This is a genomic window from Flavivirga algicola (assembly GCF_012910715.1).
Taxonomy (GTDB): domain Bacteria; phylum Bacteroidota; class Bacteroidia; order Flavobacteriales; family Flavobacteriaceae; genus Flavivirga; species Flavivirga algicola.
In genome coordinates, this window is the sequence record NZ_JABBHF010000001.1 from 480,873 (window position 1) to 506,293 (window position 25,421).

A 25,421-nucleotide genomic window follows, 5' to 3' on the forward strand; every position below is an offset into this window, starting at 1 on the left:
CTTCTCAAGAAGGACAATTCTAAGCATTTTGTTTCTTAATTAAATTAAGAGCAGAGCCTTCTTTAAACCATTCAATTTGAGAATCGTTATAAGTGTGGTTTAATTTAACTTCGTCTTTGCTACCATCTGTATGAACAACTTCTAAAGTTAACTGCTTACCTGGAGCAAATTCATTTAGATCTAAGAAGTTAAACGTATCATCTTCTTGAATTAAGTCATAATCAGCCTCATTTGCAAAAGTTAAACCAAGCATACCTTGTTTCTTTAAGTTTGTTTCGTGTATACGCGCAAAAGATTTTACAATTACTGCGGCCACCCCTAAATGACGTGGTTGCATTGCTGCATGTTCTCTTGACGATCCTTCTCCGTAGTTATGATCTCCAACTACTATAGTTTTTATCCCTGCTGCTTTATACGCACGTTGTACATCGGGTACACCTCCATAATCTCCTGTTAATTGATTTTTAACGAAATTTGTTTTTTGATTATAGGCATTTACTGCTCCTATTAAGGTATTATTGGCAATGTTATCTAAATGTCCTCTAAAACGCAACCATGGTCCTGCCATGGAAATATGGTCTGTTGTACATTTTCCAAACGCTTTGATTAATAACTTAGCACCAGTAATAGAATCTCCAAGTGGTACAAATGGCGTTAATAATTGTAAACGCTCTGAACTATCATTAACAACCACATTTACGCCACTACCGTCTTCTAATGGTTTTAAATAGCCATTGTCTTTTACATCAAACCCTTTTGGTGGTAATTCCCATCCTGTTGGTTCATCTAACATCACTTCTTCTCCATTTTCGTTAATCAATTTGTCTGTTAACGGATTAAAATCTAAACGACCAGCAATTGCAATAGCAGCGGTTAGCTCGGGAGAAGCTACAAAGGCATGCGTATTAGGGTTCCCATCAGCACGTTTTGCAAAATTTCTATTAAACGAATGTACAATACTATTTTTTGGTGCATTTTTGGGGTCTGAATAGCGGGCCCATTGCCCTATACATGGTCCACAGGCATTTGTAAATATTTTAGCATCTAGTTTTTCAAATACTTGTAAAATACCATCGCGTTCTGCTGTGTAGCGTACTTGTTCAGAACCAGGGTTGATACCAAATTCTGCTTTTGTTTTTAAGCCTTTATCTAATGCTTGTTGCGCTATTGAAGAGGCTCTTGATAAGTCTTCGTAAGATGAATTGGTACAAGAACCAATAAGCCCCCACTCTACTTTTAATGGCCATTCATTAGCTGTAGCTTTCTCTGTCATAGCTGAACCTACTTCAGTAGATAAATCTGGTGTAAATGGTCCGTTTAATAATGGGCCCAATTCAGATAAGTTGATTTCAATCACTTGATCAAAATACTGCTCTGGATTTTCATATACTTCAGCATCTGCCGTTAAATAGTCTTTAACTTCGTTAGCAGCATCAGCAACGCCTTCTCTATCTGTAGCTCTCAAATAACGATCCATGGATTCATCATAACCAAATGTTGAAGTTGTGGCTCCAATTTCAGCTCCCATATTACAAATAGTACCTTTACCTGTACAAGACATAGCAATTGCACCTGGTCCAAAATACTCTACAATGGCTCCCGTTCCACCTTTTACAGTAAGAATTTCAGCCACTTTTAAAATGACATCTTTAGGTGCTGTCCAACCTGATAGTTTTCCTGTTAACTTAACACCTATTAGCTTCGGAAATTTCAGTTCCCAAGCCATACCAGCCATAACGTCTACCGCATCAGCGCCACCTACTCCAATAGCTACCATTCCTAAGCCTCCTGCGTTTACCGTGTGAGAATCGGTTCCTATCATCATACCTCCTGGAAAGGCGTAATTTTCTAATACCACTTGGTGGATGATACCTGCGCCTGGTTTCCAAAAGCCTATACCATATTTATTAGATACAGATTCTAGGAAATTGAACACTTCACTACTCACATTATTGGCATGCTTTAAATCTACCGATGCACCTTCTTTTGCCTGAATTAAGTGATCACAATGTACGGTTGTTGGTACAGCTACTTTACTTTTACCAGCCTGCATAAACTGCAACAATGCCATTTGCGCTGTAGCATCTTGACAAGCTATACGGTCTGGCGCAAAATCTACATAGTCCTTGCCTCTAACAAAAGCTTGAGTTGCTTTGCCATCCCAAAGGTGGTTGTATAATATTTTTTCAGAGAGTGTTAGTGGTTTACCAACGATGTCTCGGGCAGCATCTACGCGGTCTTTCATTCTTGCGTAAACACCTTTTATCATATCGATATCAAATGTCATAGAATTTTATTTTGTTTAATTTTTAATGTCTTTTTAAAAATGCTTTCTAAGATACAAAATATGTGAGGGATTGGAAAGCGGTAAATTAATTGTTTGTTTTGTCATTCAGAGCACAGCGAAGAATCTAAAATATTTTAAATATAGATTCTTCATTCGTTCCTCCCTCTGAATGACATTAAGCCTACACCTATCTACTTAGATTTTTAAGAAAAAACTTGATTTCATTTAACAATCGATGAAGTTCTCCTGTATTGAAATAGCGTTATGTCTTTACATTTGCTATCGTAAAAACAGCAAAAAAATCAAAAATGAACAAGTAGATATAAAAATTTGCATCTTTATATACCGTAAGGTATATTTGTAAAATGATACGTTCGGAAAAAACAAGACAATTAATAATTGAAAAGACAGCTTCTATATTCAATAAAAAAGGTTACACAGGAACTTACTTATCAGATTTGACTAATGCTACAGGGCTAACGAAAGGTAGTATTTATGGTAACTTTAAGGATAAAAACGAAGTTGCTGTTGAAGCATTCAAGTACAATTTCAAATTTCAGTCTGAGAAAATACTTCAAAAAATCAGTAACGAAAATAACGCAATCGATAAATTATTAGTTTTTCTTAATCATTATAGAACCGCTTTTAGACCAATTTTCAAAAATGGTGGTTGTGCTATTCTAAATACCGCAGTTGATTCTGACGATGGTAACGATTTATTAAAAAATGAAGTTATAAAAACCATTTATAATTGGCATCAAAGAATCGTTAGCATTCTAACAGAAGGCATAGAACAAAATGAGTTAAAAAACATTCATGCTGAAACCTTTTCATACCGAATGATTGCATTGGTAGAGGGCAGCATTATGTTGTCGAAAACCTTAAACAAACCTGAAATTTTATTGAACAATATAGACTTCTTAGAATCAGAAATACATCAAATAAAAAAGAACTAAAAAAATTTAATAACTCATATACCTTACGGTATATGCAATACTTTATAAATGAAAAGAGTAGTTATAACGGGATTGGGAGCGATTACCCCAATTGGAAAAAACACTAAAGAATACTGGAAAAATCTTTTGAATGGCGTATCAGGCGCAAATAAAATAACGCGATTTGATGCTTCAAAATTCAAAACACAGTTCGCTTGCGAAATAAAGAATTATAACCCTTTGGATTTTTTTGATCGAAAAGAAGCAAGAAAACTGGACAGATTTAGTCAATATGGATTAATATCTACAAAAGAAGCCATTAAAGACGCGAAACTTGATTTTTCAAAATTAAATGTGAATAGAATTGGTGTTATATTCTCTAGCGGTATTGGCGGTTTTGAGACCTTTGAAAAGGAAGTCATTGATTTTACGAAAAGTAATTTTCAATCTCGATTCAACCCTTTTTTTATACCTAAGATTATTTCCAATGGTTTATCCGGACAAATTTCAATCAACTATGGTCTTCGAGGTATAAATTATTGTCCTGTGACAGCTTGTGCTTCTTCAACACAAAGCATCATACAGGCATTCAATTATATACGATTGGGAAAAGCAGATATTATCATATCAGGCGGTTCTGAAGCGCCTATAACGGAAGCATCTATTGGAGGTTTTAATTCAATGAAAGCTATGTCTACAAACAATGAAAACTATAGCTCTGCATCCAAACCTTTTGACAGGAATCGCGATGGATTTGTTGTTGGTGAAGGGGCTGGCACTTTAATAATAGAAAGTTTAGATTCTGCTATAAAAAGAGGCGCAAAAATTTATGCTGAAGTTATGGGAGGAGGAGAAAGCTCAGACGCCTATCACATAACTGGTACACACCCTGAGGGTCTTGGTGCCTATTTGGCAATGGAAAGTGGACTACGAGAATCAAATATTGCCCCCGAAGAAATTAATTATATCAATGCTCACGCTACTTCAACTGGATTGGGGGATTTATCAGAAATAAAAGCGATTGAAAAACTCTTTGCATCAAATCTTGATAAATTGCAAATTAGCGCCTCAAAATCTATGACAGGGCATCTATTAGGCGGCACTGGAGCAATAGAGGCTATTTCAACATGCCTCTCTGTAAATACTGGTATCGTTCCTCCAACAATAAATACCACAGAAATAGATGAAAATATACCCAATGAAATCAATTTATCACTTGGTAAAAAATCAACTAAAGAAATCAATTATGCTTTGAGTAATAGTTTTGGATTTGGAGGACATTGTGCTGCACTAATATTAAAAAAATATATTAGGGACTGAAAAGTATAATTTTAGAGATTTTATAAAAAACAATTATCGTTTTTAAGTGTTATACTAATCACTTGAATTAATCATAATTTTCAGCTAATTTCGTTTAACATTGGACATATACAATATATATAATACAATTTATATTCATAAGATCATTAGCATTAATTAAAAAACCAACTATCTACCAAGTCCTTAATTTCAGATTTGGCTTTATTTAAAATTGAATCTAGTTGATCTCTATTTTGGTCAACACCAAAAGCTAAAATTTGCTTTGAGGTTATTCCAATAAAATCAAAATTTTGTTTTATCGTTGATGAAGCATATTCATTTACATCATCAGAATTACTGTAGTCAAAACCACTTACAATAATAGATAACGCTTTTTTATCAGTACAAAGGCCTTTAAACCCTATTTCAGGCCTAAAAGAAAATGTCTTATCACTTACTACTATAGCATCAATCCAAGCTTTAACTGTAGCTGGTAAAGTAAAGTTATAAATGGGAAAAGCCACAACAATATTATCTGCTTGTAGTAATTGATTTATGTATCCGTGATGATTTGACAAAAGAGAAAGTTCTGATTCTGAAAAATCTCTTTTCCCACTGTTCCATTCCATTAACAAATTGAGATTTTCCACCAACAATAAATCAGGAGGAGTTTCAGCTAAATCTAAGTGAATTAGTTTGGTTTTCTCTTTAGCCAATTTAACAAATTCATCAAATAAGATTTTTGTATATGATCCGTTTCTCGGTGTGTAATTAATTACTAATGTTTTTGTCATGATTTCTTTTTTTCAAAAGTAGATATACTTAATTAACAATTTTAATTATTTTAGTTAGCTAATTAATAACTAATGTTATGATTAATTTAGAGTGGTTGAGAACTTTCAGTTCTATATATGAATGTAAAAACATAACAGAAGCTTCTAAAAAGTTAAATATGACTCAACCTGGAGTTAGTAAACATTTAGCCGCACTGGAAAATCATATTGGGAAAAAATTATTTGAAAGAACCACACGCAAATTAACTCCCACTGAATATGGTAGATTTTACTATTCTCAAATAAAGAGCCCATTGCAAGAATTAGAGAAAGTAGAATATTATTCAAACCAAAGAGTAAAAAAACAACGCCACGCAATAACAATTGGTTGTACCACAGATATTTTCCGGAAAGAACTGAAATATGTAATATATTCTTTTGACATGTATATCGTTACATGTTTTGGTAACGAAAAAGAACTAGTTGAAGCTCTTGAAAATGATAAGATTCAACTGCTAGTAGGAATAAAAAAGCACTCCAAATACGACCATGAATTTACTTTTTTTAAAAATGAGGAATTGATAATAATTTGCTCAAATGATATTGAAATCCCAGAAGATTTAAAAAAAGATGAAAAACAACTTATCAAATGGCTACAAAAACAAACTTGGTTCACCTTTGATAATGAGCAAGATGATATAAAAAAGTTTTGGGAAACAAGATTCAATACAACACCTAAAATTATACCAAGATATGTATTACCATCTTATGTAGATATCATAGAGTCAATAAAACACAGTCAAGGTTTTAGTGTTGTACCCAAACATTTAATTGAAGAAGAGTTAAAGCATAGTACAATTAAAATACCATTTGAAATATCAATGTCTATTGACCACAAACGATTTTATTCATATAAATTGAAAAATAGTAACTCAAAAGAAATCAATATGTTTAGAGAGCAAATGGAAATAACTAATGTTAACAATGTATCCGTTAAACGAAACTCTCAAAAAAACCAAAACTCTTTTGCAAAACCTAATCAGACTTAATAAACATATTGTCATTATGAGTTTTTTTCACGACGATATAATCTGTTTATTGTAAAAAGATTGCTACATTGTATCTCATTTCGAAAAGCTCAATACAACGCCTTGTTATGACACACAAAAAAAGCCCAAGTTAAAAACTCAGGCTTTCCATTTATATTTTTGAATCTGTAATTAGATCACTAGTTCTTTCTGAGAAGGCTTAAACTTAGTTAGTACAATACCTTCAACAGCTGATTCATATTCTTCCATAGTTGGTGTTCTTCCTAAAATAGTTGATAACACTACTACTGGCGTAGATGATAACAAAGATTCTCCTTTTTTCTCACCTGAATCTTTTACAACCCTTCCTTGGAATAAACGCGTAGAAGTAGCCATTACAGTATCTCCTGGTTCTGCTTTTTCCTGGTTACCCATACAAAGATTACAACCAGGACGCTCTAAGTACAGCATGTTTTCATATTTAGTGCGTGCCAATCCTTTAGGCGCACTATCATCAAATACAAAGCCTGAGTACTTTTCTAATACTTCCCAATCACCTTCTTCTTTTAACTCATCTACAATGTTGTATGTTGGCGGCGCTACTACTAATGGTGCTTTAAATACTACTTTTCCTTGTTGTGCTTCAATATTCTTAAGCATTTGCGCTAATATCTTCATATCTCCTTTATGAACCATACAAGACCCTACGAATCCTAAATCTACTTTTTTAGTACCTCCGTAGTATGATAACGGTCTGATAGTATCATGTGTATAACGCTTAGATGGATCATCATTGTTTACATCTGGATCTGCAATCATTGGCTCCGCAATTTCATCTAAATCGATCACCACCTCAGCATAATATTTAGCATTTGCATCTGGTTTTAATGCTGGCTTAATACCAGTTTTAACCTCTGTAATTCTTCTGTTAGCTTTATCAACTAAACCTTGAAGCACTTGCTTTTCATTATCCATACCCTTATCAATCATGATTTGGATACGATCTCTGGCAATTTCTAAAGATTCTATTAAGGTATCATCTTCTGAAATACAGATAGATGCTTTTGCTTTCATTTCAGCCGTCCAGTCTGTAAATGTAAAAGCTTGGTCTGATGTTAAAGTTCCAATATGCACCTCAATGATACGTCCTTGGAATACGTTTTCACCACCAAATTGCTTTAACATTTGTTGTTGTGTAGCATGCACTACATCACGGAAGTCCATATAAGGTCTCATGTCTCCTTTAAAGGTCACTTTTACTGACTCTGGAATTGGCATGGTAGCTTCACCAGTTGCTAAAGCTAATGCTACGGTTCCTGAATCTGCACCAAAAGCGACTCCTTTAGACATACGTGTATGTGAATCTCCACCTATAATAATATCCCAGTCATCAACTGTAATATCATTTAATACCTTGTGGATGACGTCTGTCATTGGGAAGTACTTTCCTTTAGGATCACGACCAGTAATTAATCCGAAGTCATTCATAAACTGCATTAATCTAGGAATGTTAGCTTTAGACTTATCATCCCAAACAGATGCCGTATGACAACCAGATTGGTAACTTGCATCAACGATAGGTGACACTACCGTAGCTGCCATCATTTCTAACTCCTGAGAAGTCATTAAACCTGTAGTATCTTGAGACCCTACAATATTTACCTCTACACGTACGTTAGATCCTGTGTGTAATGTTTTACCTGGCGTAGTACCAACAGCATTTTTATTGAATATCTTTTCAACTGCTGTTAAACCTTGACCTTCAATAGAAACTTCTTTAGAAGGCGCATACACTTGAGGTACCTCGATACCTAAAGCTTTACAAGCAAAGGTTTGTAATTTTTTACCGAAAACCACTGCGTAAGAACCTCCAGCTTTAATAAACTCCATTTTTGGAGGTGTTAACGCTGTAGAGATATCTTTTAATTCTTGGTCTCCGTTATATAGTTTCTTTTCTTTTGTATTAATGGTAAGAACAGTACCAGTTTCTACTGAGTATACTTGCTCTAGTACTGGTTCTCCATCTGCATCATAAACCGTTTTACCGTCTGCATCTTTTTTAGTTACCCAGTTTTTAAGGTCTATACCAATACCGCCTGTTACACCAACAGTTGTTAAGAAGATAGGTGCTATACCATTTGTACCAGCAATTACTGGAGCTATGTTGATAAATGGTACGTAAGGGCTTGAAGAAACACCTGTCCATAACGCTACGTTATTTACACCAGACATTCTTGAAGATCCTACTCCCATAGTTCCTTTCTCTGCAATTAACATCACACGCTTATCAGGATGCTGCTCTTTTAAAGCTAACACTTCTTTTTGCATGTCTTTGTTATGCTCAAAAATACATTGTCCGTGCAACTCTCTATCTGAACGTGAGTGCGCATCTGCTCCTGGAGATAATAAATCTGTAGATATATCACCTACACCAGCAATATAAGTTACTATTTCAATTTCTTCATCTACCTCTGGTAGTTTCGTAAAGAATTCGGCTTGTGCATAACTCTCTATAATTTCCTTAGCAATAGCACTTCCTGCTTTCATGGCACCTTCTAGACGATCTGTATCTGCTTCGTAAAGGAATACCTGAGTTTTTAAAACTTTAGCAGCTTCTTGGGCTATTGCCCCATCATTTCCTAAAGCTAAATCTAATAACACTTCTACAGAAGGGCCTCCTTTCATGTGTGATAACTGCTCAAAAGCAAAATCAGAAGAAATTTCTTCAACTATAGCTTCACCAAGAATAATTTCTTTTAAAAATTTAGCTTTTACACCTGCAGCACTTGTGGTACCTGGTAGTGTATTATAAATAAAGAATTTAAGAGAATCTTCGCGATGTGCATTATCTGAATCTTTTATTTGCGAAATAATTTCGCTTAATAATTCAGCACCATCAATTGGCTTAGGGTGTAATCCCTGAGCTTTTCTTTCTTCGATTTCCTTGATGTAATCGGTATAGTTCATAAAAGACGTTATTTCAATGTTAAATTGGCATGACAATAATCCGTTGAGAGGAACAGCACTTAAACTTATTTCAAAAGTACATCTTTCCTTTTCATTATATCACTGTTACAATGCCATAAAAAGTGATATTAAATTTCATTTCAAAAGCGACGCAAAATACGAATTTAATGCAAAGATTTAAAAATAATAATGAGAATCCGCCAATGAATTATATGAAATTGCTATAGTGGTATTAAAAAATAAAATGGCTACTATTTTTAACAGAAAAACTATAATAAATTAATGATTTAACAAATTACTTTCTATTATATATGATAATCAATTTAATTATTGTAATTACAATAGCTAAAATTTTAATAAAAGTTGCTAGTACAATAAGTAAATTCCCTGTTAAAAAACCAATTTCAAAGTGTATAATTTTCAGCAAAGCACCTATATAGGTTATCGCTAACCCTACTAGAAAAATTACCAAAGGAAGTATAAATTGTTTTAATATCACTTAAAACAAACTCTTGATAATGTCTTCTTCTGAAATACCTTCAGCTTCTGCCTTATAATTTTTAATGATTCTATGTCTTAAGATACTATTGGCTACGGCTTGAACATTTTCGATATCAGGTGAAAATTTACCGTTAATAGCTGCATGGGTTTTCGCAGCCAAAATGAGGTTTTGGGAGGCTCTGGGTCCTGCGCCCCAATCGATATATGTTTTTACCAAATCTGTAGCTTCATTGCCGTTAGGTCTTGTTTTGCTTACCATAGCAACCGCATATTCTATAACATTATCTGCTACAGGAATACGACGGATAAGGTGTTGAAAATCTATTATTTGTTGTGCTGAGAACAAAGAATTCACTTTTATTTGGTCATCGGAAGTCGTTGCCTTCACCACTTCTACTTCTTCTTTAAAAGAAGGATAATCTAAATTAATCGCAAACATAAAACGGTCTAATTGCGCTTCGGGTAATGGATACGTTCCTTCTTGCTCAATAGGGTTTTGTGTTGCCAAAACAAAATATGGTAAACTTAGTTTATAATGGTGTCCAGCAACTGTTACTGCTCTTTCTTGCATAGCTTCCAAAAGAGCCGCTTGCGTTTTTGGTGGTGTTCTATTAATCTCGTCGGCTAAAATAATATTTGAAAAGATGGGGCCTTTTATAAATTTAAAATGACGGTCTTCATCTAAAATCTCACTCCCTAATATATCACTTGGCATTAAATCGGGCGTGAATTGAATACGTTTAAAATCCAGCCCCAATGCTTGTGCAATGGTATTAACCATTAGGGTTTTTGCTAAACCTGGAACGCCTATAAGTAAAGAATGTCCTCCTGAAAAAATTGAGATTAAAATCTGGTTTACTACGGTATCTTGACCTATAATAACCTTGGCTATTTCTGTTTTTAAATCCTTGTATTGTTTTACAAATTGCTCGATAGCAGCTACATCAGACATATATTTACTTTTTTAACCAATTACCAGAAAACTCACAATCTCTAAATTTTCCACTTATTTTTATATAGGTGTCTAATATTTTTTCTTCTTGCCATTTTTCAATGGCTTTAATTTGTTTCTCTTTAAGTGCTAATTCTTTAATTTTTAAATAATCTCTCGCATAGCTTGCTTTATGTTCATCAATTCTGTCTGTCACTCTCATAATCTTAAACGAAACATTTCCTTTACGGTCTTGTTCTGTTAAAATTTGACTGACTTCATTATCTTTTAAATTTTGAATTTGGGCATATTGCTCAGGTCCCATTTTTGTTAAATCAAAATTATAATCCTGAGTTCTTGGATTAATAAGTTGACCACCGTCTCCTCTGGTTTCTTTTTCATCACTTGATGCTTTGGCTGCATCTGCAAACGAAATATCCCCATCGACAATACGTTTTCTTATTTTTTCCAAACGCTCTTTAGCTTCATTTATAGCTTCGCTTGACACTTTTGGGAATAATAGGATATGACTTACATCATATTCCTGACCTCTAATTTTTTCACAATATATAATATGATAGCCATACTCGGTCTCGAAAGGGTCAGACACCTCACCTTCCTGAAGCGAGAAAGCCACTTGCCTAAATTCCTTTACCATCTTGGGCTTCTTTCTGTTCAATGTATAAATATAGCCCGACTGTTTCATTCCTGGGTCTTCTCCATAAAGTACTACCTTAGAACGAAAACTAGCACCATTTTCAACCACATCGGCCTTGAATTGCTTGAGGCGATCTATAACTTTCTGTTTTTCTTCTTCAGAAACCTTTGGTTTGGCAACAATTTGGGCTACTTTAAGCTCGGTACCAAAAAAAGGAAGTTCATCTTCTGGTATTTTATCAAAAAATGTACGCACTTCTTCTGGTGTTACTTCAATCTCTTCAACAATTTTAGCCTGCATTTTATTGGAAAGTTTGTTGCTTTTAATTATTTCAAAGATATAATCTCTCAAACCTTGTTCGTCTTCTTGCTTATAAAACTTAACCAGTTCGTCTATATCAGGCTTTTGTTGTAAGAATTGTTGAATGGTATATTCTACTTCTTGCCGAACCTCTGCATCAGATACTTGAATACTATCTTGGATGGCATGGTGTGCATATAATTTATTTTCTAGTAATTTCCCTAATAATTGACAATCTGTAACACCTTCTACCGAGCCACCTGCTGCTATGATCTGCTCTTTTTCTCTAGGCACATCAGAATCTAAAATAATATAATCACCTACAACAGCAGCAACACCATCGACTTTTTTAGCTTTTTGGGGTATAACAGAATCTATTTTCCCAACGGCTTCTTTTTTTTCCTTTTCTTCAATTATTTCGTGCAAAGGCATATTAGCTTTTTGAAGCACCACAGAATCTACTTTCTTAACGATTTCTTTTTTTTCTCCTTCTTCTGTAATATCCTGTGCAGACATAACATTTACTACTAGTAAGGCTATGCATAAAACTGATATATGTTTCAAATTAATCGTAAATTTCAAATTGTTTATTTTTAATGGCATCTTTTGTAATGTCTTTTTCTAATTCTCTAATAAGCTCTAGCTTTCTGTTATTAATAACTATTTGATCTATGGTAGGTTTAACATACTCAAGGGGAGCATTATCATTTCTCAATAAAACATCATTAATTTGCATCAAATATACTCCTAATGAATCTTTGAGTTGTATAAAATTAGATTTTTTTAACAATTCATTTTTATTTTCGGGGGTAACCGCTGGGATTTTTTCAATTATTTGATTCAATTTTACCCAAATGGAATCATTTAATGAGTATGATTTGAACTGTATGGATATGGAATCCAATTCCCTTTTATCATCATCATTATAACGCTTAAATTTTTCTTTAATATTTTCAAAGTCAATAATATTTTCGTCTACATGAATATAACGAAATTTTAAAAGTTCTTCATTTAATTTAAAGACCTCTTTATTGCTGTTATAATAATCTTGTGCTTCTGCTTTATTAACTACAGTATCTATGTTTTTTTTTACTAAAGCTTCTATATACGCCTTGGTATATAAATCATTTTTATACTGAACCACCAATTTATTAAATGTTTCCTGCTTTTCTTCACTTAAATTAAATACTGCTCCATCTACAAGTAACTGTTGCGTCGCCCAACGGTTAATAAAATTCTGAACAACCAAGGTACTGTCTTCTTTTGATGTATCTTCAGAAACTAAGTCCTTAATATCATCATAGTACAAATAGGTTTCATTGACTCTGGCGATAGGAACTTGTTCATCTGTTTTTTTGAAAAAATCACATGACAACACTGTTAATAATAAAAAAAATATAATGATCTTATCCCCCACTTAGCTGCCTACTTTTTAATTTGAGTTTTTATATTATTTAAAACTTCTTGATTAATCTTTATCTTATACTTTTGGCTTAAATCTTTTAGCCAATTTTCCTCTTTGAAAGCTTGATAATCACTTATAACTATACCCTTAGCTTCTTCAAAAGTTTGTTGTGTTTTTTCTAGTACTTCTTTTACTTGAACAACTACAAAGGCACCATTGTGCTTATATATCTTTGAAATTCCTTTTTTAAATTGAAAGTTCTTAGGAACTGCTTGATGTTCGGCGTCCATGATACCCGATGTAAACATCACTTCAATCTTATCCTTACTGTTTACAAGGTTTTTTATTTGGTCTAATGCCATGTCTTTATCCAACAATTTGATAACCTTTTTCAAAGTTTTTTGCTTTGCAGAAGTGGCTATAACAGCATCAATACGTTCTGGTAATACGTACTTATTTTTATGTGTGTTATAAAAATCTTGAATACCAACAGAGTCTGTTTTAGCAGTATTCCAAATCGTTGTCTCCATTAAATCAAATAATAACAGACCGTCTCTATACTCATTAACAATATGGGCGAATTCTTCGTTTTCAGTTTCCAAATTGTCTTCTTGATATTTAACTAAATTACTATTCAAAAAATCTTTATATTTCTTTGAAACAATAAAATTAAATGATGCTTTTTGCTCTCCTCGTCGTTGTGCTTTTGTTAAATAGTCCCCAAAATCTTTATACAGAAACTGTTTGTTACCAATTTTAACCAGTGGCTTATCGCCACTAAAATCTTCTGGTAACTGCCATGTTCTTTTAAAATAGTTATCATTAAGTATAGACTCAAAATATGCTAATGCTGGCTGTTCTTTTGCAATTTTATATTTTGTTTTTAATGATGTATATAACGCTGCGTCTATTAATTTAGAACGGTCATCGCGTTTTACTTTTTCTTCTAATTCTGGCCTAATTGCTTCAAATGTTGGAATGGGCTTTTTTGCAATTAACTTAACGATATGCCAGCCGTAATTAGTTTTAAAAGGTTCGGAAACGTCATTCACTTCATTTAAACCAAAAGCGACATTTTCGAATTCTGGTGCTCCCAATTGTCCGCTGGAAAAAGGCTTTAGTTCCCCTCCTTTGGGAGCAGAATTTCTATCATCAGAAAATTGTTTGGCCAAAACATCAAAAGCTTCTCCTTGATTGATTTTTTGATAAATCTCTTGTATTCTAACTTCTGGCTTTTCAGCTAAAGAATCTCCTTTTTTTTCAACCAGCATAATATGTGCTACGGTACATTCTCCTCTGGATTTACGTTTATCCAGAACATGAACGATATGATATCCAAAACGCGTTCTAAAAGGTTTTGAAATCTCTCCTACATTCGTGTTAAAAGCAGCCGTCTCAAATTTATAGACCATTCTAAAACCAGAAAAGTATCCCAGTTCTTCTCCAAAGACAGTTTTTCCATTGTGCACTTCTTTTCTAACAGTTTCAAAGTCTTCTTTTACTGTTCTATCTCGAAGCTTTAAAATTTTATTATAGGCAACCAATGTATCTTCTGGACTTGCATTTTCTGAAACCCTTACTAAAATATGGTTCGCTTTTATATCATAAGAAATACGTTCGTAAGCTTCTGCTACCATAGCATCTGTGACCTTCGCATCGGTCATAAAACTTTTTGTTAATTGCTTTTTATAACTAGACAATTCTCTTTTATACGATGGTTTATCATGAAGTCCTAAAGCTCTGGCCTCTTTAAGCTTTAATTTATAATTGGTAAAAAGTGTTAGATACTCATTAACATCTTTTTGAGATTCGTCCTGAACCAAATCCAAATTTTTATTATAAACTCTTAAAAACTCTGATGTATAAACAGGTTCATCATCAACAAAAAAAAGAACATCTTTTTGAGCAGATTGTGCTTGAACGTTTAATATTAAGGTGATTAATATTAAATTAAATAAATATCTTAATTGCATGGGAGTGAAAAAATTATTCAATAATTTACAAAAATAGTAATATAAACCTATATTACAAGTTGTTTTACTAACGATTAAAAAAGGCTATTATTACGCTTTTTAGATTATATTTGAATCTCAATTAACGACTCCTTTTTCATGCGTAAATTAAAACTTATTTGGGATTTTCATGGACCCGATGCCTCAAAAATAGCTGAGCATCATGAAATTCACTTAAAAGAGTACATCCAGATAGAAAACCTGAATATTTCCATTACTGGTATTGAAAACTTAAACGAGGCACATGCTATTGCCTTTTTAGTTGTTGATGAAGATAAAATGAAACCTGTAAGAGATGCTTTAAAACCACATCGCGGACAAGTTTATGACAACTAAAAAATATATGATGAGCGTTTTTAAAACTATAAATTGTCAAAAAATTAGCCGTTTTCAAAAAAGAATTAATTATCTCTTTATAATTTGCCTTCTGGTTTGTGCCTGCAAAAAGAAGCAGGAATACCAACCCAAAAGCAATATTCACCTTAAAACCGAACATGCTAAATTTGTAGGTAAAGAGGCTTGTATAGAATGTCATAAATCGGAATACGATAGCTGGAATCACTCGCATCACCAACAGGCTATGAAAATTGCCGACTCTACAACTATTTTAGGTGATTTCAACAATAAAACCTTTATACACAAAGGTGTTAAAAGCACTTTTTTTAAACGAGGAAACAATTTTTATGTAAATACTACGGATAAGAATGGTGACTACCACGATTACAAAATAGTGTATACTTTTGGAGTTACCCCTTTACAGCAATACATTGTTAAATTCCCAGATGGTGCTTACCAATGTTTAATAACCGCTTGGGATACCGAAAAGAACAAATGGTTTCATTTACAACCTAATTTAGAATTAGCCCATGATGAATGGATAAACTGGACTGGGGGCGCCATGAGGTGGAATACTGCTTGTGCAGACTGCCATTCTACAAACCTTGATAAAAATTTCGACTCTCAAACAAAGACTTTCAACACGACTTTTAACGAAATCAATGTAAGCTGTGAAGCCTGCCATGGGCCAGCCAGTAATCATGTAGCATTTTACAAGAGTTCTAATAAAGATGCTATGCCTCAAAAATTATATATGGGGAAATCTCTAGCTTCAAAAAGTCTTATTGAAAAATGCGCCAGGTGCCATTCGAGAAGGTCTCAGATTACCAAGAAATTTGATTACAAAGGGCATTTTTTAGATCATTACAGTCCTAGCTTGCTCATTGACCCTATTTACGAGCTAGATGGTCAAATAAAGGATGAGGATTATGTTTATGGCTCTTTTATGCAAAGTAAAATGTATCAAAACGATGTTACTTGTGTTGATTGTCATGATGTCCACTCATTAAAACTTAAAAAAACAGGAAACGACCTTTGTTTAAGCTGTCATGAGCCTAAATATAATAGTGAATCTCACCATTATCATAAAGCAAATACAGCAGGGGCTCAATGTATAAATTGTCATATGACAGGTAAAATATACATGGGAAATGACTATAGACGAGATCATAGTTTCAGGGTACCTCGACCAGATCAAACCGTAAAGTATGGAACTCCTAACGCCTGTAACGAGTGCCATAAAAACAAATCTGCCGAGTGGGCCAGTAAATTTATCGATTCTAAATATGGTACCAAACGCCCAGACCATTTTTCTAATTACCTCTTAGAAGGGTATAACGGTAACCATCAAGCATTATACACATTATTATCTCAAAATAAATTTCCAGAAATAGCAAGAGCGACAGCTCTATACCAATACTCAAACAATCCATTATCATATAATGAGCTTAATGATATTAGAAAGTTTTTAAAAGATTCTTCCATTCTTGTGCGACATGAAGCAGTGCGTTCTTTTGAAAAGATTCGGAATCAAAATTACCATGCAGATATTGAACCTTTACTTAAAGATTCTATTCGGTTAGTAAGAATTGCTGCTGTAAAATACTTTAATAGCATGGGAGCCCATATGAGCGGTAATAGTAATTTTGATAAAGCTGAAAAAGAATTTTTAGAGTCGTTGGATATGAGTGCCGATTTTGCTTCGGGTCAACATCAAATTGCTGTTTATAATGAAATGAAAGGTCGTACCGATTTGGCTATTGAAGCCTATAAAAGATCTTTAGAAATCGATAATCGCTATAATGTATCCAGAATGAATTTGGCATTATTGCTTTATAAACAAGGCAACATACAGGAAGCAAAAGATCTCTACCTTAAGGTTATTGAGATAGAACCAGATTATAGCAACTCTTACTATATGTTAGGCTTATTGTTTAACGAAATTGGAGATACCAAAAATGCTTTAAAATATCTTGCTGAGGCCTGTGAAAAACAACCTGTAAACATTCGAGCATTCTATAATTATGCCTTAAAACTCCAAGCAGAAAATTTAAACCAAAAATCTATAGAAATTATTAATAAAGCATTAGCCATTTTTCCTAAAAACGAAAACCTATTATATGTAAAATTGATTGGAGAAATGAATTTAAAACAGCGTAAAGATGCTTACAAGACCTGTTCTGAACTTATTCAACTAGCACCAGACAATGCTAATTACAAACAAATTTTCGAAAGCTTGAAATAATTTGAAACACCAAAGCACTATACTTATAGTTATTGTTATCTCTCAATTCTTGTGTACATCACTTTGGTTTGCCAGCAATGGGGTTATTAACGATCTTATAGTAAATTTTCACTTAAAAGATGGTGCCTTAGGCCATTTAACATCATCTGTTCAATTTGGTTTTATTTCTGGGACATTAGCTTTTGCTATTTTTACCATAGCTGATCGCTATTCACCTTCAAAAGTGTTTTTTGTAAGCGCCCTGCTTTCTGCCCTATTTAACATTGGAGTTTTATGGAACGGTCATCATTTAATGAGTTTACTTCTGCTTCGTTTTTTTACTGGTTTTTTTCTTGCTGGTATTTACCCCGTAGGTATGAAAATAGCTGCCGATTATTACAAGGAAGGTCTTGGAAAATCACTCGGTTTTCTAGTAGGTGCACTGGTGCTAGGTACCGCTTTGCCCCATTTACTTAAAGGGGCTACCAATATGTTTTCCTGGAAATCTGTCATACTTATAACTACATGTCTTTCGGTAATCGGAGGCTTACTCATGCTAATCATGGTTCCTAATGGGCCATATAGAAAACCCAGTCAAAAACTAAATCTTTTTGCTTTTTTTAATGTATTCAAAAATCATAAATTTCGCTCTTCTGCCTTTGGATATTGGGGGCACATGTGGGAACTCTATGCCTTTTGGGCGTTTACACCTGTTATGCTGAAAGTTTATAGCGATTTACATCCTGCAGTTTCCTTTAATATTCCTGTTTTATCTTTTCTAATTATTGGTATTGGCGGACTGGCTTGTATATTAGGAGGGTATCTTTCTCAAAAAATCGGCATTAAAAAAACGGCTTTTATGGCATTACTATTATCATGTGGTTGCTGTCTTATGTCCCCTTTTATTTTTATAAATGAATCTGAAAGTTTATTTATCATTTTCCTGAGTTTTTGGGGCATGGTCGTTATTGCCGACTCCCCTCTTTTTTCTACATTAGTTGCACAAAATGCACCTCCTGAAATAAAAGGAACGGCACTAACTATAGTCAATTGCGTTGGATTTGCAATAACCATAATCAGTATTCAAATTATAAATAGTATAAGAAGTTATACAGATTCACATAGTATTTATACAATACTTGCTATAGGTCCTATATTGGGATTAATAGCACTAAATAGTAAAACAAAAACTATCTCGAATAATTAGGGGATTCTTTAGTAATTGTTACATCATGCGGGTGACTTTCATTAATACCACTTGCTGTAATTTTCACAAACTGCCCTGTTTCTTTTAGTGTCTCGATATCTTTAGCACCGCAATACCCCATACCAGCTCGCAAACCACCTATAAACTGATGAATGCTTTCATATAAATCGCCTTTATAAGGCACACGACCTACAATACCTTCTGGTACCAATTTTTTAATATCGTCTTCAACATCCTGAAAATAGCGATCTTTACTACCTTGTTTCATCGCTTCTACAGATCCCATGCCACGGTATGATTTAAACTTTCTGCCTTCGTAAATAATAGTTTCTCCAGGAGACTCTTTAGTTCCTGCCAATAGTGATCCTAACATCACCGTATCTGCTCCAGCTGCAATGGCCTTCGGAATATCGCCTGTATAACGAATCCCACCGTCTGCAATTACGGGCACTCCAGTTCCTTTTAAAGCTGCGGCAACTTCTAAAACTGCTGAAAACTGTGGAAATCCTACTCCCGCGACAACACGCGTTGTACAAATAGATCCTGGTCCAATACCAACTTTTACGGCATCTGCCCCTGCTTCAACTAAGTATTTTGCAGCAGTACCTGTTGCAATATTACCTACTATAACTTCTAAATCTGGAAATTTAGACTTAATTTCTTTTAATACGCCTACCACCCCTTTGGTATGGCCATGTGCCGTATCGATAACGACCGCATCAACACCTGCATTTACTAAAGCTTCAGCTCTGTCAACAGCATCGCCAGTAACCCCTATAGCCGCGGCAACACGTAAACGACCGTATTGATCTTTATTGGCAATTGGTTTTTGACTTAGTTTTGTGATATCCCTAAAGGTAATTAAACCAGATAATTTATAATTATCATCAACAATAAGGAGTTTTTCAATTTTATGATTTTGAAGAATTTTTTCTGCATCTTTTAAAGACGTACCAACTGCAGCAGTTACTAAGTTCTCACCTGTCATGACTTCTACAATAGGTCTTGAACTGTCATGCTCGAAACGTAAATCACGATTGGTCACGATACCTTTTAAAGTCCCTTCATCATCAACAATAGGAATACCACCAATACTATGTTCTGCCATATTTTGCTTAGCATCTTTAACATTGGCTGTAAGTGGCAAGGTTACTGGGTCTAAAATCATACCACTTTCAGCACGTTTTACTTTTCTAACCTTCAAAGCTTGCGCCTCAATAGTCATGTTCTTGTGTAAAACACCAATACCGCCTTCTTGTGCCATGGCTATAGCCATTTTACTTTCGGTAACTGTATCCATCGCTGCCGAAATAATAGGTACGTTAATGGTAATGTTACGTGTAAGTTTTGTTTGAATATTTACTTCGCGTGGAAGAACTTCAGAAAATGCTGGAACTAAAAGGACGTCATCGTAGGTCAATCCTTCTCCGACAATTTTATTTTGATGTGCAGTCATGATGCAATTACGTTATAATTGCATGCAAATATACAACTAAATTCTAAGATAATATGTATTATTTGTATCTGTTTTTGCAATATGGCTTAAGTACTTCAATAGCATAATTATAGCGCATTTCTGCTTTTGAAAGGTCTCCTCTAAATCTAATAGCTTTGGGCACAAATATACCATATAGGAATTGGCCTTTAGCTATACGCCCTAAGGTTTTTAAGCTACTGGAATCCATAGCTTTATAAATAGCTTCTATCCATTCATACTGTTCCCTTTTTAGTATTTTTTTATCCCATTCTAAAGCTTTCTCTGTTTTCAATATCGCTTGAGAATTATAAAGTTTTTGTAATTCTACAAACACATTATTAAAAACAGTTTCGCTCCCCTGCCTTGCATAAGCTTTTATAGCCTTTTTCGAAAATATTGAATAGGGAAATACTTCAGTTAGATGCATTTTTTTTGAAATGAAATGGGCCATTTTTACCCAAACAACTTCATGATTTTTCCTATTTAATTCATTTATAAACCATTTATAAAAATCGCGTCGCTGTACAATGCTTTTGTATTCTTGAGGCAAATTGTTTTTAAGGTTAAACACATTAGCTTCTCTCCAAACCAAAGTATTTCTGGTTCTATCGCATTTTAACCAATCGGAAGGTGATAATGACTCTCGTTGGGTTTCCTTTTTATAAACTCTGAGACTTTTCCACTCTTTTGCAGATAAGGTGTTATAAAAAATAAGTATGAAGAGGTATATAATCCATCGCATAAGTGTATAAAAATACGAGAAATTATATTGATGTTATACTTCAAACAAATATGCTCAGACTATCAACCTCTATTTATTCCAAATTATAATTTTCTCTTGCTTTTTTAGCCCAAGCTATTAATACTTCTTTTTCTTTTTGGGTCATAGCATCATGCATCCAAGTATAAGAATGCAACGGCATCTTCCCCTCTTCAATTTCTTCTATAAGTTCATCTAATTTATGATCCTTTTTTTTATCATTATAAGTATCCCATTTTGAAACATTAAAATGTTCATTACCTTCTTCTATATGATGATTTATCCAAAAAGATACGGGAGCTACTTCTGCATACCATGGATATTCTGATTTATTACTATGGCAATCATAGCATTGGGCTTTTAATATCGCTGCAACTTCTTTACTAACCTTAGTTTCTGTTTCAAAATCTACTACTTCTCTATACGCTGCATCATTTTTTTCTGGTCTAAAAAACTGTATTAAAATCAGAGCTATTAGTAATACAATCAATATTTTTTTTATTATTCTCATGTCTTCTATACTTAAAATTTGAGTTGCAAGGTAGCATAAAAATTCCTTGGTGCAGATGGAATAATTCCTGGCCCAGGATATCCAGTAGCTCGTCTAGTAAAATAACTATTATCTAAAACATTATTTATTCCTGTTTCTAACTTGAATTGTTTGTAACTATAAGACAATGATAAATCTAAAATATCATATTCTGGAATTTCACCAACTACACCACTTAAACTAGCTGTTGTAGAATTTGTTGCATCGGTAAATTGTTTTCCTAAGTATGTGTATTGAATACTGGCTAATACATTTTTATAACCGCCCTGTATACCTGTTTTTAAATTTAAATCTGGAATAAACTCGACTTGGTTTCCTTTAATACCAGACTGTTCAGAAGCCGTATATTCAGAATTTATAATAGATGTATTAATAAAATAATTCAGTTTAAAATCATTGTTTAAACCGAGAAGTTTCTTCAAATTAAAATCAAATAGCGATTCTACCCCATACATGACAGCATCTCCAACATTCCCACGTTCACTAATAACTCTACCATCAGGCAATCCTTTTTGAACAAAACCAATTCTACCATTATAAAACAGTCCAAAAACACCTAAATCATAAGATATCAATTTTTTATAGTTACCTCGAATCCCTAAATCTGCAGTGAAACCTTCTTCATCTGTAATATCAGGATTTATAGAAAATGCTGGGTTTGTAATATTGATATCCGAAAAAGTTACAGATCGATAGTTTTGAGAAATATTTCCGTAAAATTCAAAATTAGAATTCGCTTTATAGCTCAAACCTAAACCGAGTAAAACAAATGAACGCTCAAAATTATTATCGTCTTCTACCGTTTCTTCAAAAATAACATTCCCTGCACCATCTGTATTAATACGTTTAAAAAACCCATCACTTTCAGTTTTAATGTATTCAAATCTGAACCCTGGAGTGACTGAAAATTTATCTGACACATAAAATATATTTTCTCCAAATACAGCTACATTTAAATTAGGTAAATCAAATTCTGATTGGTTAGGGTAATTAGGAAAATCGCGTGTAGCAAAATCGAAATCCGGCCCAACTCCATCACTACCTGGACCTTGTTTTTGGTAATTATCTGCTTGATAGTATTTTGCCCCAATCAAGAATGTAGCATCTTTATTTAATAATTTGTATTTACTTAATAATCTCGTCTCAAAACCAAAATTATTGAAATCACCTTTAATTAAATCTCGTTCGGTATTTGGATCCACTTGACTAACCCTATTTGTTCTAAAACCTAAGGCATCACGCGACGCATTTAGACCAAAAAAGTTAAATGTGAAATTTGTTTTTTCTGAAAATTCATGAGCGAATTTTAAATTATAAAGCAACCAATCTACCTCAAACCAATTTCGTGATCTATTACTTTGTAATGGGTTTTCATTAAACATCTGATCTGTTAAACCACCACCTTGTTGAGCCAAATAACGTAGGTATGAAACCTCTCCTGTTAACGACGTTTTTTCATTGAATTGATATCCTAGATGTGCAAAGATGTTTTTAGATTCAAATTCTGAATTAGGTCTAAAACCATCCCCTTTTTTATAATTAAAGTAGGTGTAGTAACTCCATTTATTTTTAGTACCACTTACACTCGTAAAGTTAGTATATAACCCAAAACTCCCTAAGGTGTTTCTTGTTATAATTTCTAAAGGCCTACCAGGGTTAGGTGATTTCATTTTAAAATTCACCAAACCTCCAAACTGTGTTCCATATTGCAAGGATGCTGCCCCACGAATCACTTGAATCTCTTCTAAACCCTCTGAAGCTGGTGTATAATAACTTTCGGGATACCCTAAAACATCTGCGCTAATGTCATAACCATTTTGCCTCGTGTTGAAGTTTGCCGTCCTGTTGGGGTCTAAGCCTCTGCCTCCAATATTTAATTGTAAACCTGCGTCATCGTTTTGATAAATATTTAGCCCTGCAACCTGACTAAAAATTTGTCTTGAATTATTTGATGCTAAATTTGCCATAGATTGATCTACTAAAACAACCTCTGTTTTCTTACCTGCATAAATGGCTGTTTCTTCAACGTCATTGAGTCGTTTTAGCTCAAAAACACGACGTCTATTTGCACTAATTATCACTTCGGATAATTCTGTTGTTAAATCCTTTAAAATAATATTTAAACTTTGTGTATTTTCAGTGTTTACAGAAACTTCTCTAATTTCATATTCAGAAGAAAAGAATATCAAGGTCATTTCTTTTTTAGGCGTTTGAAATTCAAAATCTCCAGTTACGTTCGTTCTAGTTAACAAGCCAGAATCTTTATCATAAACACTTACACCTCCAATAGGTTTATTATTTTCTGAAAATACAACAATCCCCTTAACGGTTTGCTGTGCATAAAGCGATACACTAAAAATAAGTACAAAAATAAGTTTACAGTCCTTTAATCTCATCTTTAAAAGGTAATATCCAATGTTTTGGTTTAAACGATTCTTTTTCGCGGTACAAATCTACATCTTTATCTATAAAGGGCTGACTCAACCTACCATTTAATGCGACATAACTCTCTACAAAAACTTGAACATTTTTATGGCCTTGTGATGTAAAATGATCTCCCAAGTAATGTGCGTATTCTAATATGAAGTCAGGTTGAAAGCTCATTTGTTTTTCTTGAAATGGGGTTAAGAAATCTTTATTATCAACATAAAAAAAGTCGTTAGTTTCGGCATTTGCTATTTTAAAGGTTGAAATTCCCATTTTTTCTATAAGCATGACACGCCATGAAAAACGGAAACCTTCTTCTGCCCAAAATAATTCATTTGGATATAATACATACCTAAAAGGAAAAATTAACTGAATAATAAAAAACAGACTTAACAAACCAATAACTGGTTTTCTAAGTTGATAGTTATAATTTGATCTTATAGCCAATGTAAAGTTTAGAGCTCTGTTTTTTAAAATATACTTAAGAAAACCTATAATCTTAATATGTAAATGAGCATCAAAGAAAATTAGTGTTGATACTATCATAATAAACGGAAACATTCCTATTGGAAATAAGATACGTGTGAATACGTGAAATATGAGTACTAAAGCGAAAGCAAAAATCCGAGTTTTTCTATATAACAATAAAAATGGAATTGCTAAATCGTAAAGCATGCCACTCCAACTCATCGCGAAATGAAACCAGTCTTGATGCATTAAAGTATTTCCTATTAATGGTAAATCGTATTTAGACGGCAACCATATTTTTAATGGCATGGCCTTAAATAACCAATCACTATTTATTTTGGCCAAACCTGCATAAAAATAAACAATACCTAAAAGAAGTTTTACGCTATCGACAGTCCATTTGGGAACATTTTCATATGTTTTTTTTCTTAAGATATTATCAACCGAAAAATGCGCATTGGCTGGTAAAAAAATCATTAAAAAGCTTAATAAACTAATAAAGTAATAATGATTTAAATATGTGGTTTTATCCATTAGCTCAATGTAAGTAAAACTTAGAAAAAAGGTAATAATTGCTAACCTGTATTTAAAACCAATAGCTACCATTAATGCTGATACACCACATATAATAAAAAGTAAGTATGTATAACCTCCTAACGGTTTTATCCATTCAAAACCATAATAAGAAAAATGAAATTTTGGCTGTATGTATAAAGTTTCTATCCAACCATGATACCAAAAACGAATAATACTAAAGCACATCATGGCACCAAAAGCTATTCTAAACACTGCTAAAGGTGCCGCGTTGGTATTTTTACTTAAATATGTTTTAATATTAAAATTCATTACATACAAAAAAAGGCTGTCTAAATAAAG

General features: G+C 33.4%; 18 protein-coding genes. 6 read left to right on the top strand and 12 right to left on the bottom strand.

Annotated features, from left to right (window positions below):
- Window positions 1-19 precede the first annotated feature (19 nt).
- A complete protein-coding gene (locus tag HHX25_RS01890; protein ID WP_169669493.1) occupies window positions 20-2,287 on the bottom strand; it encodes an aconitate hydratase in 2,268 nt (755 codons plus the stop codon).
- 365 nt (window positions 2,288-2,652) lie between these two features.
- On the opposite strand from HHX25_RS01890, the gene HHX25_RS01895 reads away from it, so the two are divergent.
- Both HHX25_RS01895 and fabF read left to right on the top strand, forming a co-directional pair.
- On the top strand, window positions 2,653-3,243 hold the full coding sequence (locus HHX25_RS01895; protein ID WP_169669495.1) for a TetR/AcrR family transcriptional regulator: 591 nt from the start codon (window positions 2,653-2,655) through the stop codon (window positions 3,241-3,243).
- 48 nt (window positions 3,244-3,291) lie between these two features.
- Complete coding sequence (fabF, locus tag HHX25_RS01900) at window positions 3,292-4,542, top strand: beta-ketoacyl-ACP synthase II (protein ID WP_169669497.1); 1,251 nt, start codon at window positions 3,292-3,294, stop codon at window positions 4,540-4,542.
- A gap of 152 nt (window positions 4,543-4,694) precedes the next feature.
- Here the strand turns inward: fabF and HHX25_RS01905 are convergent, their stop codons facing one another.
- Window positions 4,695-5,315 carry an NAD(P)H-dependent oxidoreductase gene (locus HHX25_RS01905; protein ID WP_169669499.1) on the bottom strand — a complete coding sequence of 207 codons (621 nt, stop codon included), beginning with the start codon at window positions 5,313-5,315 and terminating at the stop codon, window positions 4,695-4,697.
- A gap of 77 nt (window positions 5,316-5,392) precedes the next feature.
- Here HHX25_RS01905 and HHX25_RS01910 point away from each other — a divergent pair, with 77 nt between their 5' ends.
- Window positions 5,393-6,343: a LysR family transcriptional regulator gene (locus tag HHX25_RS01910; protein ID WP_169669501.1), complete on the top strand. Its 951-nt coding sequence runs from the start codon at window positions 5,393-5,395 to the stop codon at window positions 6,341-6,343.
- Between the two features lie 171 nt (window positions 6,344-6,514).
- Here the strand turns inward: HHX25_RS01910 and HHX25_RS01915 are convergent, their stop codons facing one another.
- The 5 genes from HHX25_RS01915 to HHX25_RS01935 all read right to left on the bottom strand — a co-directional run bounded on the left by HHX25_RS01915 (window position 6,515) and on the right by HHX25_RS01935 (window position 15,057).
- Window positions 6,515-9,289: a bifunctional aconitate hydratase 2/2-methylisocitrate dehydratase gene (locus HHX25_RS01915; protein ID WP_169669503.1), complete on the bottom strand. Its 2,775-nt coding sequence runs from the start codon at window positions 9,287-9,289 to the stop codon at window positions 6,515-6,517.
- 499 nt (window positions 9,290-9,788) lie between these two features.
- Window positions 9,789-10,742, bottom strand: a complete 954-nt coding sequence (locus HHX25_RS01920; protein ID WP_169669505.1) for an AAA family ATPase — start codon at window positions 10,740-10,742, stop codon at window positions 9,789-9,791.
- A gap of 4 nt (window positions 10,743-10,746) precedes the next feature.
- Window positions 10,747-12,282 (bottom strand): peptidylprolyl isomerase, encoded by a 1,536-nt coding sequence (locus HHX25_RS01925; RefSeq protein WP_169669506.1) that lies wholly within the window; start codon window positions 12,280-12,282, stop codon window positions 10,747-10,749.
- Window positions 12,245-13,096 (bottom strand): peptidyl-prolyl cis-trans isomerase, encoded by an 852-nt coding sequence (locus HHX25_RS01930; RefSeq protein ID WP_169669509.1) that lies wholly within the window; start codon window positions 13,094-13,096, stop codon window positions 12,245-12,247. The genes HHX25_RS01925 and HHX25_RS01930 overlap by 38 nt, the downstream gene beginning before the upstream one ends.
- 8 nt (window positions 13,097-13,104) lie before the next feature.
- Complete coding sequence (locus HHX25_RS01935) at window positions 13,105-15,057, bottom strand: peptidylprolyl isomerase (protein ID WP_169669511.1); 1,953 nt, start codon at window positions 15,055-15,057, stop codon at window positions 13,105-13,107.
- Window positions 15,058-15,195: 138 nt separating this feature from the next.
- Here HHX25_RS01935 and HHX25_RS01940 point away from each other — a divergent pair, with 138 nt between their 5' ends.
- The 3 genes from HHX25_RS01940 to HHX25_RS01950 are packed head-to-tail and all read left to right on the top strand — an operon-like array spanning window position 15,196 to window position 18,863.
- Window positions 15,196-15,432, top strand: a complete 237-nt coding sequence (locus HHX25_RS01940; protein ID WP_169669513.1) for a hypothetical protein — start codon at window positions 15,196-15,198, stop codon at window positions 15,430-15,432.
- A complete protein-coding gene (locus HHX25_RS01945; RefSeq protein ID WP_169669515.1) occupies window positions 15,422-17,677 on the top strand; it encodes a tetratricopeptide repeat protein in 2,256 nt (751 codons plus the stop codon). The genes HHX25_RS01940 and HHX25_RS01945 overlap by 11 nt, the downstream gene beginning before the upstream one ends.
- A gap of 1 nt (window position 17,678) precedes the next feature.
- Window positions 17,679-18,863, top strand: a complete 1,185-nt coding sequence (locus HHX25_RS01950; RefSeq protein WP_169669517.1) for an MFS transporter — start codon at window positions 17,679-17,681, stop codon at window positions 18,861-18,863.
- Here the strand turns inward: HHX25_RS01950 and guaB are convergent.
- From guaB to HHX25_RS01975, 5 genes are all read right to left on the bottom strand, one after another.
- On the bottom strand, window positions 18,847-20,319 hold the full coding sequence (guaB, locus tag HHX25_RS01955; protein ID WP_169669519.1) for an IMP dehydrogenase: 1,473 nt from the start codon (window positions 20,317-20,319) through the stop codon (window positions 18,847-18,849). The two genes, HHX25_RS01950 and guaB, sit on opposite strands and share 17 nt — an antisense overlap.
- Before the next feature lie 58 nt (window positions 20,320-20,377).
- Window positions 20,378-21,082 carry an Insecticidal toxin complex protein gene (locus tag HHX25_RS01960; RefSeq protein WP_169669521.1) on the bottom strand — a complete coding sequence of 235 codons (705 nt, stop codon included), beginning with the start codon at window positions 21,080-21,082 and terminating at the stop codon, window positions 20,378-20,380.
- 73 nt (window positions 21,083-21,155) lie between these two features.
- Window positions 21,156-21,611 (bottom strand): heme-binding domain-containing protein, encoded by a 456-nt coding sequence (locus HHX25_RS01965; RefSeq protein WP_169669523.1) that lies wholly within the window; start codon window positions 21,609-21,611, stop codon window positions 21,156-21,158.
- A gap of 11 nt (window positions 21,612-21,622) precedes the next feature.
- A complete protein-coding gene (locus tag HHX25_RS01970) occupies window positions 21,623-24,046 on the bottom strand; it encodes a TonB-dependent receptor domain-containing protein (RefSeq protein ID WP_169669525.1) in 2,424 nt (807 codons plus the stop codon).
- Window positions 24,027-25,391: an HTTM domain-containing protein gene (locus HHX25_RS01975; RefSeq protein ID WP_205957974.1), complete on the bottom strand. Its 1,365-nt coding sequence runs from the start codon at window positions 25,389-25,391 to the stop codon at window positions 24,027-24,029. The genes HHX25_RS01970 and HHX25_RS01975 overlap by 20 nt, the downstream gene beginning before the upstream one ends.
- Window positions 25,392-25,421 lie beyond the last annotated feature (30 nt).

Bases quoted from the DNA above. Each gene is read 5' to 3' on its own strand.
- HHX25_RS01890 (WP_169669493.1), bottom strand. From the start codon at position 2,287: ATGACATTTGATATCGATATGATAAAAGGTGTTTACGCAAGAATGAAA.
- HHX25_RS01895 (WP_169669495.1), top strand. From the start codon at position 2,653: ATGATACGTTCGGAAAAAACAAGACAATTAATAATTGAAAAGACAGCT.
- fabF (WP_169669497.1), top strand. From the start codon at position 3,292: ATGAAAAGAGTAGTTATAACGGGATTGGGAGCGATTACCCCAATTGGA.
- HHX25_RS01905 (WP_169669499.1), bottom strand. From the start codon at position 5,315: ATGACAAAAACATTAGTAATTAATTACACACCGAGAAACGGATCATAT.
- HHX25_RS01910 (WP_169669501.1), top strand. From the start codon at position 5,393: ATGATTAATTTAGAGTGGTTGAGAACTTTCAGTTCTATATATGAATGT.
- HHX25_RS01915 (WP_169669503.1), bottom strand. From the start codon at position 9,289: ATGAACTATACCGATTACATCAAGGAAATCGAAGAAAGAAAAGCTCAG.
- HHX25_RS01920 (WP_169669505.1), bottom strand. From the start codon at position 10,742: ATGTCTGATGTAGCTGCTATCGAGCAATTTGTAAAACAATACAAGGAT.
- HHX25_RS01925 (WP_169669506.1), bottom strand. From the start codon at position 12,282: ATGCCATTAAAAATAAACAATTTGAAATTTACGATTAATTTGAAACAT.
- HHX25_RS01935 (WP_169669511.1), bottom strand. From the start codon at position 15,057: ATGCAATTAAGATATTTATTTAATTTAATATTAATCACCTTAATATTA.
- HHX25_RS01940 (WP_169669513.1), top strand. From the start codon at position 15,196: ATGCGTAAATTAAAACTTATTTGGGATTTTCATGGACCCGATGCCTCA.
- HHX25_RS01945 (WP_169669515.1), top strand. From the start codon at position 15,422: ATGACAACTAAAAAATATATGATGAGCGTTTTTAAAACTATAAATTGT.
- guaB (WP_169669519.1), bottom strand. From the start codon at position 20,319: ATGACTGCACATCAAAATAAAATTGTCGGAGAAGGATTGACCTACGAT.
- HHX25_RS01960 (WP_169669521.1), bottom strand. From the start codon at position 21,082: ATGCGATGGATTATATACCTCTTCATACTTATTTTTTATAACACCTTA.
- HHX25_RS01965 (WP_169669523.1), bottom strand. From the start codon at position 21,611: ATGAGAATAATAAAAAAAATATTGATTGTATTACTAATAGCTCTGATT.
- HHX25_RS01970 (WP_169669525.1), bottom strand. From the start codon at position 24,046: ATGAGATTAAAGGACTGTAAACTTATTTTTGTACTTATTTTTAGTGTA.
- HHX25_RS01975 (WP_205957974.1), bottom strand. From the start codon at position 25,391: ATGAATTTTAATATTAAAACATATTTAAGTAAAAATACCAACGCGGCA.